The following is an 11122-nucleotide window of genomic DNA, read 5'->3' on the forward strand; positions in this document are numbered from 1 at the left end:
ATTTATTTATTGCTTCGTGCTGGTGGGCGATTACGGAGCGATGGATAGATTTATTTTGCAAAAATTAAATTTTAAAAATCCAGATTTAAGAGTGCAAAAACACCTATTTTTCATCGCCACAGCGATTGGAAGTGTGATTTTCGTGGGCGTATTTTTAAAAAAATTAGGTGGCGTTTTGAAAATTTTATTGCTAACTTTATTTGTGTTAAGTGCGCTAAATGCTTATAAAATCGCCACGATTTCGCACACTCCAAAAGAGGCAAAAATGCTTGATACTAAACCCTATCAAAATGAACTTTTTTCATACTCCAAAACGGACAAAAATATCGTGGTTTTGGTGCTTGATATGTTTAGCGGTTCGCATACGCCTTTTATTTTGGAGCAGTTTCCGCAGTTTAGAGCGCAGTTAGATGGATTTACACTTTTTCCAAATGCGATTTCTACGACAAATTCCACCATCCATAGCACCGCAACGCTTATTGGCGGGGAATATTACGCGGTTTATAATATGAATAAAAGGGCGCAGAATCTCGCAGAGCAAATAGATTCTGCGTTTAGCGCGATTGGAAATATCTTTGGGGAGAATGGATTTAGCGTGGCGATGATGCCTGTTGTCGGCACAAGTGCGAAAAATATCGCAAATAATCACATTTTTGCCATCGATGCGAGTGCAAATCAATTTCACGGATTTTATATTGATAGAAATAGGGAGTTGATTTTGGCGATTGCAAATGCGCGAGATTCTGCGAAATACACGCAAATAATACAACTTTTGAGTTTTGGCATTTTCCGCTTTTCGCCTGAACTATTTTTCCGCCCTAGAATTTATAATGATGGTTTGTGGTTAAATAAGGGCAATCCAAAAGTCACAAATACGCTTGAAGCGATAAACTTCACATCGACTTTTTACGCTGCTACGCATATTTTGAAGGTAGATTCTGCGAAGGCGACATTTAAATATTTTCACTCGATGATGACGCATTTGCCCTATGGAATGTATTTTGATGGCGAAAAATGCGGGTTTTTTAGCGACAAAACTGCGTGGGATGACTATCCGCACAAGGCAAAGATGAATACAAGCAAGGATTTGCAACCGCTATATTTTCAGCATTTTGATACGGAAATTTGCGCGTTACAATATCTCTCGCATTTCATAAAATCGCTCAAAGATGCGGGGATTTATGATAATACGCAGATTTTTGTAGTGAGCGACCACAGCGGATTTGATAGCATTAATATTCCTATTTCATCTCGCCCCGATGCGCTGTTTTTATTCAAAGATTTTGGCGCGAGTGGGGAGTTGAAGGTGGATAATCGTTTGATGGCAAACTATGATATTGCAAGTATTTTTTGCGAGAATTTGCCAAATGGATGTCCAAATGTCGCGCCAAATATTTTGCAAAATTATCCGCAAAATAGGGAGTTAATCCACACAATGCCAAAATTTTGGCAGTTAGAGAAGCATAAAAGTGATAAGTGGATTTTAGAGAAGGCGTATCGTGTGCGAAATGATATTTACAAAGCGGAGAATTGGGAGGAAATAAAGTTGGAGTGAAATTAAAATTTTTATGCTACAATTTCGGTTTTTTAAATTTCAAAAATCTTAAAAAAGGACATATTTTGCCATTTTTGCCATTAATTTTTGCAATCTTGCTTTTTTCGCAGAATCTAAACGCATATTTGGACCCGGGGACGGGTTCGCTTTTATTAAGCTCTATTGTGGCGATTTTTGCTTCGTTGCTGTATTTTCTAAAAGGTGCGTTTTATAAAATCAAAATGGGGGGGGGCAGTAGAAGGATTTTAAGTCGCAAAAAGTCGCAGAATCTAGCAAAAAACGCAGAATCTACCGCAGATTCTGCGTTTTTAGCGCAAATCCCACAAAATTCTATCGTTATTTATGCGGAGGACAAGCGATATTATTCGCTTTTTAAGCCCATAATTGACGCTTTTGAAAGGTTACATTACCCATACACTTATTATACGAGCGATGAGCGCGACCCGATGCTTGAATTTCAAAGCAATTTCGGGCATATTGAGTGCATTGGCGCGGATAATAAAGCCTTTGCGCGTCTAAATTCGCTTGAAGCGGATATTTGTCTAATGACTACGCCACAGCTTGATGTTTTGCAGTTGAAGCGAAGTAAGGGCGTGAAGCATTATTGCCACATTTTGCACTCGCTCCCACATATTGATAATTATGAAATTTTTGCGTTAGATTATTTTGATAGTGTTTTTACAAATTCGCCCATTCACACGGACTTTTTGCGCGAAGTAGAAAAGATTCGTGGCTTAAAGCACAAGCAAGTAGCAATCGTTGGTTGTCCGTATTTGGATTATTTGGCAGAGAAAGTGAAAGATTTGCGTGAAACACAATCACAAGATAAACAAACGCACTACCCTATTATTTTGGTTGCGCCAAGCTGGGGGCGCGAAGCACTTCTCTCAAAATATGGAATGAATCTGTTAAAACCACTTTTAGATTCAGGCTATCACATTATCATTCGCCCTCACCCGCAAAGCTATATCAGCGAAAAAGAAATGCTAGATTCGCTCCACGCGCAAACTTCACATTATGAGAATCTAAAATGGGACAATAGGACGGATAATATCCACGCATTTGCGCAATCTAGTCTAATCATCGGCGATTTTTCAGGTGTGCTATTTGATTATCTCGCGCTGTTTAGTAAGCCTATTATCACAGCAGAATTTCACTTTAATGTCATCGGCTATGATTTGGAGGATACAAGTCATAAAACCCCGTGGGTAGCAAATGCACTTCGTGAGATTAGCACAAGCATTGCGCCAAGCGACTTTGGCAACATAAAAGACATTATAGATTCTACGCTAAAAGATAAATTACAAGCGCAAAATCGCGCCAAATACAAAGAATTGCTTTGGCATTATCAAGGTTGTGGCGGGGAACGCACAGCAATCGAACTCATCAAAATTCACAAACGCATTTTAGAAGAATCTTTGGGCGAAGAGATTTATACGCATAAACAAATTTTAGCGGTGGATAAATTATTGCAAAACGCAGAATCTCAAAATTTCCCCCTCCCTTGCGGAGGGGGACAAAGGGGGTGGGTAGATTCTGCAAACGCAGAATCTAATAAAAAAAATGGCGAAAATATAACAAATTCTGCGAATCAAATAAATTTGGATTGCCACGATTCTGCTTCGCAGAATCTCGCAATGACGGAAAATATCGCAGATTCTGCGAATCGCAGAATCTTGCGCAAATTCGCAAAATCTAAAATAAAAAATACCCACCCCCTAGCCCCCTCCGCAAGGGAGGGGGGAGTTTTGAATTTGCCATCCGCACGGGAGGGGGGAGCAGATTCTGCGAATCGCACAAAAATCGCAAAATCCCCCAAAAAGGACGCAAAATGAGCGAACTTCTATATTACATTTTCATTTTTCCACTTGAATCTGTGCTTGGATTCATACTTGCAAATCTCTTTATGGCGATAAAATCCTATGGATTTAGCATAATTATTTTAGGTCTTTTGGTAAATATCTTTTTGCTAAAAATCTTTAATCTAACTGACAAAAAAGCAGAGTTTGAGGCGGAGCGCAAAAAGCGACTAGATTCGCGCATAAAGGCGTGGAAAAGCGTTTATAAAAAAGCAAAACTCTTTGCCTTTACCCAAACGCTCTATCGCCAAAATCACTACCACCCTATTTATGCTTTGAGTGCTTTGGGCGGATTGGCGGTGCAAATACCATTTTTTTATGCGATGTATTTTGTGATTAAAAATGCTGAAATGCTAAATGGCGTTTCATTCCTTTGGATTGCTGATTTAAGTGCGCCTGACAATGTGCTTGGTGTGCATTTGCTCCCCATTTTGATGACAATTATTTCGCTTATAAATGTGTGGATTGTGGCAAAAGATAGGGGTGCGAAGATTCAAGGTGCGGTGATTTCGCTTATCTTTTTGGTGCTACTTTATCAAATGCCTAGTGCGTTAGTATTATATTGGACGACAAATATGGCGTTTTCGTTGTTACGGGCATTGTGGGCAAAATGGCGTAGCAATTCTAGCAATTCGCTCTTTAATAATCATTCCGCAGATTCTGCGAAACAAATAAATATGGATTGCCACGATTCTGCTTCGCAGAATCTCGCAATGACGGAAAATGACGCAGATTCTGTGAATCGCAGAATCTCACATAAATTCGCAGAATCTAACAAAATAAAATCCACCACCTTTTTCACGCACCGCAAGGGACTTTTTAAATCTATCATTGCGCTAACTGCGCTTTTAATAGTGATTTTACTTGCATTTGGCACACTCAAACTCTCTGCCCCGCACAGCGCAAAACTCACGCTAGAAAATGGCGAGGCGAAAATGCACTACGCGCTAAATCCCTTTTTGCGCTCTAAATCGATGACTAGCGACATTGAAATCATCGGCGTTGCGTGGGATAAAAGCATTGATTCTAGCGCGATGACTCTGCTTGGCAATCATCAGCGCAATTTGCAGTTTTTAAGCGACAAACCGCTAAATTTGAAAAACGGCGATTTTCTTGGAGTGGCGCATTTTACGATGGATAACACGCCTTTTGTTAAAAATCTCTTTATCTATTATTTCGCGATTTTGGGGGCTATTTTTGGCGTGTATCTTTTGCTTTGCGTAATTTCGCGCTTTCAAAGTTATCGCGAGGCAAATGCCAAAATCTATCGCCAAACCGCCATTTACGCCGTCATTTGCATTTCGTTTCTAATCTGCGTTTTTAATCCCTACGCGCTTTATAATAGCGATGTTTCGCAGTTTGAGAGTTCGCAGACAAAGGCAATGCTTAGTGCGCTATTTGGGGCGTTTCTGCTGATTTCATTTAGCGCGATTTATATGTTAAGTTTCATCGCAAGGCGGTTTAGCAACTTTGTGGCGTTTATTTTGAGTGTGATTTTGTTTAGCGGGATTGCGTATAGTTTCGTGTTTGTGGGCGATTATGGGGCGATGGACCATTTTATTTTGCAAATTGCGCCACAAAAAAGTGCGTGGCAAATCGTTGAATTTATAATGGTTTTGTCGCTTGGCATTGCATTAACGGCGTTTGCGCTTACAAAGTTAAAGCGTGCAATGCAGGTAATTTTAGCGACTTTATTTATCGTAAGTGGCGTGAATGCGGTGCAAATTGCAAATAAAAGGTTAGAATCAAATACCCACCCCCTAACCCCCTCCGCAAGGGAGGGGGAATTTTTGGATTCAAACTCCGCAAGGGAGGGGGAACAAATCGTAGATTCTGCGAATTTCACTAAAAACGCAGAATCTAGCGCAGAATCGCCACAAAACGCACTTATTTCTGCCCCCCCCAAATCGAAAATATCGCCCCTTTGCCCTACGCAGAATCTCCGCTTTTTTCATACTCCAAAAATGGCAAAAATATCGTGGTGATTGTTTTAGACGCATTTAGCGGTTCGCACACGCCATTTCTTTTCGAGCAGTTTTCGCATTTTAAGGCGCAGTTAGACGGATGGACGCTTTATCCAAATGCGATTTCATCGACAAATAGCACGGTGCATTCCATCGCTACGCTAATTGGTGGCGAGTATTACGCGGTTTATAATATGAATAAGCGAGCGCAGAATCTCGCAGCACAAATAGATTCTGCGTTTGCAGATAGCGCAAATGCCTTTGCGCGTGGTGGATTTCAAACTTCGCTAATGGCATTTGTCGGCACGAAAACAAATGCACTTGCGCTAAATAATGGCGTTTTTGCTATCGATGCCGATGATGGCGCGTTTAAGAATTACTACATTTACACGCAAAAATTACTGCAAAATGTGGATACTAGCAATTCATTTGGCGCGATGCTTGGCAGAATGCTGAACTTTGGACTTTTTAAGATTGCGCCTACGCATTTTCGCGCGGATGTTTATAACGAAGGGCGGTGGTTGTTTAGCAAGGATTCGCGTCTGTTAAATGCGCTTGCATCGATAAATTATAGTGCTAGTTTTTACGCATTTACGCATAATTTGCGAGTAGATTCTGCGAATCCTACTTTTAAATATCTGCACTCGATGATGACACATTCGCCATATCAAATGCACTTTAAGGACGACAAATGCGAGTTTTTCAGCACCAAAAGTGCGTGGGAGGACTATCCACACAAGGCAAAGGGGCATCCATCACAGCAATACGATACAGAAGCGTGTGCCCTGCGCTATCTAAGCGATTTCGTGGCGAATCTCAAAAATGCGGGGATTTATGATAATACGCAGATTTTCGTTATAAGCGACCACGGGGGCAATAGCGTAAATATGCCTATCCCATCTCGCGCGGACGCGCTATTTTTATTTAAGGACTTTGGGGCGAGTGGTGCGCTAAAAGTGGATAATCGCCTTATGGCAAACTTTGATATAGCAAGTATTTTTTGTGCGAATCTGCCAAATGGATGTCCAAATGTGGGGCAAAATATCTTGCAAAATTATCCGCAAAATAGGGAGTTAATCCACACAATTCCCTCTGCGTGGCAGCTGCAAAAGCACAAGAAAAATGCGTGGTATATCACAAAGGCATATAAAGTCAGCGATAGCATTTATGAAGCGAAAAATTGGACGGATATCAGCGACAAAACGCAGGGCATTGTGAATGTGAAATAAAGGGGGCGAAATGGAGAAAAAAAAGAAAGTTTATGTGAGTATGGGAGCGGATTTACTCCACCCGGGGCATTTAAATATCATCGCCACAGCGGCAAAATATGGCGAAGTCATCATTGGACTGCTGACTGATAAAGCGGTGGCGAAGTTTTGGCGACTGCCTTATATGAATTACGAACAGCGAAAAATAATTATGGAGTCAGTTAAGGGTGTAAGCGAAGTGGTAATGCAAGACACGCTTGATTACACGCAGAATCTAGAAAAAATCAAACCTGATTTTGTGGTTCACGGCGATGATTGGAAGGTGGGATTTCAAGCAGAAATTCGCCAAAAAGTCATAGAGACATTATCAAAATGGGGGGGGGGCTTTAATAGAAGTCCCCTACACGCAAGGGATTTCATCAACGCTTATCAATAACGCAATGCGCGAAATTGGCGTTACGCCAGAGATTCGCAGTGCAAGACTTCATCGATTGCTAAATGCCAAAGATATTGTGCGCGTTATGGAGGCGCATAATGGTTTGAGCGGGTTAATTGTAGAACAAACGATGATTGAAAATAATGGCGTAGAGTGCGAATTTGATGCGCTGTGGATTTCATCTCTCACACAATCTAGCGCAAAAGCAAAACCAGATAATGGCTTTTTAGACGCTTCAACGCGAATCGCTGCATTAAGCGAAATTTTAGATGTAACGACAAAACCAATTATTTATGATGGCGATAGTGGTGGTCCAGCAGAGCATTTTGTATTCACGGTGCGCGAATTAGAGCGACTTGGCGTTAGTGCGATTATTATCGAAGATAAAATTGGCTTAAAGAAAAACTCGCTTTTTGGCACAGAAGTAGCACAAGAGCAAGATAGTATTGAAAATTTCTGCGATAAAATCGCCTCTGGCAAGGCAAATCAAATCACTAAAAATTTTATGATTATCGCACGAATCGAATCGCTAATTTTAGAAAAAGGTATGGATGACGCCATAACTCGCGCAAAAGCATATTTAGAAGCAGGGGCAGATGGCATTATGATTCACTCTCGCAAAAAAAGTTTTGATGAGATTAAAGAATTTGCAAGGATTTATGCTTCGTTACCAAATAAAAAACCCCTAGTTGTCGTGCCATCATCTTACTCGCATATTACCGAAAAAGAACTCATCGAAAATGGCATTAGCGTGGTGATTTATGCAAATCAAATGCTTCGTGCCGCATATCCTGCGATGGTAAATGTCGCAAAGTCGATTTTAACGCACCACAGGGCAAAAGAAGCAGATGAACAATATTGTATGTCAATCAAAGATATTATCAATCTAATCCCGGGAGGCAAAGTCATTGAACGCAAATGAATTTTATCAATCGCTTGTGGCACACGGCGTAGAGTTATTTTGCGGAGTGCCAGATAGTTTGCTAAAAGATTTTTGTGCTTGTGTTTCGCAAAGCGTTAGCGATAAAAATCATATCATTACCGCAAATGAAGGCAACGCGCTCGCACTTGCAGCAGGGCATTATCTAGCGACAAATAAAATCGCACTAGTTTATATGCAAAATTCTGGACTTGGTAACATTGTAAATCCCCTGCTATCTTTGATGGATAGCGAAGTTTATAATATCCCAGCACTTCTACTTATCGGGTGGCGTGGTGAACCAAATGTAAAAGATGAACCGCAACACGAAACGCAAGGCAAACTAACTTTGCCACTATTGGAGGCGATGGGCGTGAAATATGAGATTTTGCAAGATTTGGCGCAGATTGGCAGTGCGTTTAAATATATGAATGCCACAAATAAACCCTTTGCTTTTGTGGTCCAAAAAGGCACATTTGAATCTTACAAAAAGGTAGATTCTGCGAATAATTTTTCACTGCCACGAGAAGAGGCGATAAAAAAGGTCATTTCTTTAATGCGAAGTGATGATATTGTAGTCTCCACAACGGGAATGATTTCACGCGAATTGTATGAAAATCGCAAAACGCACGAAAAGGACTTTTTAGTCGTAGGGTCTATGGGGCACGCTTCATCGATTGCCTTTGGAATCGCGCTAAATAAACCTAATCGCAGAATCTTTTGCTTTGATGGCGATGGTGCGCTTTTGATGCACTTGGGAGCGTTGCCCGTGATTGCCTCAAAAAAACTGCCAAATTTTAAGCACATTGTTTTTAACAATGAAGCACACGATTCGGTGGGCGGACAACGGACGGCTATGGATAGTGTGAATCTAGCACAAATTGCCAAAGGTTGCGGGTATGAATTTTTTAAAGCACAAAATCTAAATGAAATTGAAAATATTTGGGAGAAATTCGCAGAATCTAATTGCCCTTCAATACTTGAAATTTGCGTAAAAAAGGGCAATCGAAAAGATTTAGGTCGCCCAAAGGAAAATCCAAAAGAAAATAAAATGGCGTTTATGAAATTTGTAAAGGAAAATTAAAATGAAAATAGAACGAAAAATCTTACTAAATCCCGGACCCGCCACTACAAGCGATTCTGTAAAAATGGCGCAAGTGGTAAGCGATATTTGTCCGAGAGAAAAAGAATTTGGCGAAGTGATGGAATTTATAAGCGAAAAGCTAACGGATTTTGTGGCAAATAATAAAGATTTTGTAAGTGTTCTTTTTGGTGGTTCTGGCAGTGCTGGAGTGGAGGCGGTTTTGTCCTCCATTTGCGATAATAAAAAGATTTTGGTTATAAATAATGGTTCTTACAGCGAAAGGATGGCACAGATTCTGCGAACATATAACGCAGATTTTACGGAGTTTAAAAGCGATATTATAAAGCCCATAAATTTTGATGATTTGGAAATGACCCTAAACAATCATAGATTTGATTATATTTGCGCCGTGCATAATGAAACAGGCACGGGATTACTAAATGATATAAATCGCATTGGCGCACTCTCTAAAAAATATGGCGCGAAGTTCGTGGTGGATGCAATGAGTTCTTACGCTGGAATTCCCATAGATATGGAAAAATCAAATATTGATTTTCTAATCGCTAGTTCAAATAAAAATATTCAAGGGATGGCAGGAGTTGTATTTGTGATTTGCAAAAAAGATTCGCTTGAAAATTTAAAAGGCACAAAGGCAAAAAGTCTCTATTTGGATTTATATGCGCAATATAAATATTTTACCACAACAAAGCAAATGCGATTCACCCCACCTGTGCAAACTCTATATGCTTTAAAACAAGCGATAATCGAAACGCTTGAAGAGGGCATTGAAAATCGCCACAAGCGATACACAGAATCTTGGCAAACTTTAATAAATGGTTGCGAAAAATTAAATCTAAAATTGTTGTTAGATAAAAATTGTCAATCCAAAATCATCACCGCAATTTATGAACCAAAATGCGCAAAATATAGTTTTGATGCGATGCACGATTATCTTTATGAGCGAAATTTCACAATCTATCCGGGCAAAGTTTCATCATTTGATACTTTTAGGGTTGCAAATATCGGTGCTATTGATAAAAATGACATAGCAGATTTTTTAAAGGTTTTAGAGCGATATTTAAAAAACATAGGTTATTTAGCACAATGAAAGGAATTATACTTGCCGCTGGAAAAGGCACTAGATTATATCCGCTCTCGTTAAAGTTTCCAAAACCTTTGCTAAAAATAAAAGGCGAAACACTTTTAGAGCGAAATATCAAATTTTTTCACACAAACGGCATAAAAGATATAATAATCATCACAGGATATAAACACCAAGCATTTGATAATCTCGTGGCGAAATATCATTTAAAAAAAGTAATTTCTAGCGAGTATGAGCACAAAAATAGTGCGAGTTCGCTAAATTTGGTGCGCGATATATTAGATGATGCGCTAATCATTAACGGCGATATTTTTATAAAAGATAATATTTTTAAATATATCAAAAGCGGAGTTTCGCAAATCATCGCTAAACAAATCACCAAAGGCAAAGAGGACGGATATATTTGCGATGAGAAGGGCAAAATCATAAAGGTGGTAAAAGATTCTACGAGCGGTTATGGCGATACGGGGATGATGTATTTATGTGGCGATATGGCAAGGGCAGTGCGCGAAAATTTGCCAGAAGCAAAAGATAATTATTTTTGGGAGGATGTAATCTATAATTTGATTCACGCCCACCCCATTTATCTAACAAAAATTCCAAATGTGGTTTTTGAAATAGATTCAATAAAAGATGCGTTGATTGAAAAAAATTTAAGCGTAGATGAAATCATCGCGCTATGCGATGGAGATGAGAAAGTCATTCGCGAAGTTTGGGAAATGATAGGGGAGTAAAATTGCGTAGATTCTGCGCCAGATTCTGCGATTCGCAGAATCTAGTGCGCTTTTTGTTATTGCAAGATTCTGCAAATCAAATCAAATCCGCAGAATCTAATTGACTTTTTATATAAAATTAGGGCATAATTGCGGTTTTTCAAATTTTTACATTTTAACGCATTTCAGGTTTAAAGTCAGGGTAGCTCAGCTGGTTTAGAGCGCTGGTCTCATAAGCCGGAGGTCGGGAGTTCAAGTCTCCCCCTTGACACCACTTTTGCA

9 protein-coding genes and 1 tRNA gene are annotated in these 11122 nt (G+C 39.7%); all 10 read left to right on the top strand.

Annotation, left to right across the window (positions count from 1 at the left end; genetic code table 11):
* On the top strand, positions 1-1555 hold a 1555-nt coding region (locus ACWIUE_RS09795), incomplete at its 5' end, for a sulfatase-like hydrolase/transferase (RefSeq protein WP_454136568.1).
* Positions 1556-1620: 65 nt separating this feature from the next.
* Positions 1621-3390 (top strand): CDP-glycerol glycerophosphotransferase family protein, encoded by a 1770-nt coding sequence (locus tag ACWIUE_RS09800; RefSeq protein ID WP_454136569.1) that lies wholly within the window; start codon positions 1621-1623, stop codon positions 3388-3390.
* Positions 3387-5399 (top strand): YidC/Oxa1 family membrane protein insertase, encoded by a 2013-nt coding sequence (locus tag ACWIUE_RS09805; protein ID WP_454136570.1) that lies wholly within the window; start codon positions 3387-3389, stop codon positions 5397-5399. Before ACWIUE_RS09800 ends, ACWIUE_RS09805 begins: the two co-directional genes overlap by 4 nt.
* Positions 5339-6607, top strand: a complete 1269-nt coding sequence (locus ACWIUE_RS09810) for a sulfatase-like hydrolase/transferase (protein ID WP_454136571.1) — start codon at positions 5339-5341, stop codon at positions 6605-6607. The genes ACWIUE_RS09805 and ACWIUE_RS09810 overlap by 61 nt, the downstream gene beginning before the upstream one ends.
* Before the next feature lie 10 nt (positions 6608-6617).
* Complete coding sequence (locus ACWIUE_RS09815) at positions 6618-7022, top strand: adenylyltransferase/cytidyltransferase family protein (RefSeq protein WP_454136572.1); 405 nt, start codon at positions 6618-6620, stop codon at positions 7020-7022.
* A gap of 4 nt (positions 7023-7026) precedes the next feature.
* Positions 7027-7944: a phosphoenolpyruvate mutase gene (gene aepX / locus ACWIUE_RS09820; protein ID WP_454136573.1), complete on the top strand. Its 918-nt coding sequence runs from the start codon at positions 7027-7029 to the stop codon at positions 7942-7944.
* Positions 7931-9025, top strand: coding sequence for a phosphonopyruvate decarboxylase (gene aepY, locus ACWIUE_RS09825; RefSeq protein WP_454136574.1), 1095 nt, complete (start codon positions 7931-7933; stop codon positions 9023-9025). Before aepX ends, aepY begins: the two co-directional genes overlap by 14 nt.
* 1 nt (position 9026) lies before the next feature.
* Positions 9027-10133, top strand: coding sequence for a 2-aminoethylphosphonate aminotransferase (locus tag ACWIUE_RS09830; RefSeq protein WP_454136575.1), 1107 nt, complete (start codon positions 9027-9029; stop codon positions 10131-10133).
* Positions 10130-10861 (top strand): sugar phosphate nucleotidyltransferase, encoded by a 732-nt coding sequence (locus ACWIUE_RS09835; RefSeq protein ID WP_454136576.1) that lies wholly within the window; start codon positions 10130-10132, stop codon positions 10859-10861. The genes ACWIUE_RS09830 and ACWIUE_RS09835 overlap by 4 nt, the downstream gene beginning before the upstream one ends.
* A 175-nt stretch (positions 10862-11036) precedes the next feature.
* Positions 11037-11114, top strand: a tRNA-Met gene (locus tag ACWIUE_RS09840).
* Positions 11115-11122 lie beyond the last annotated feature (8 nt).

It is taken from the genome of Helicobacter sp. 23-1045, from assembly GCF_053654655.1.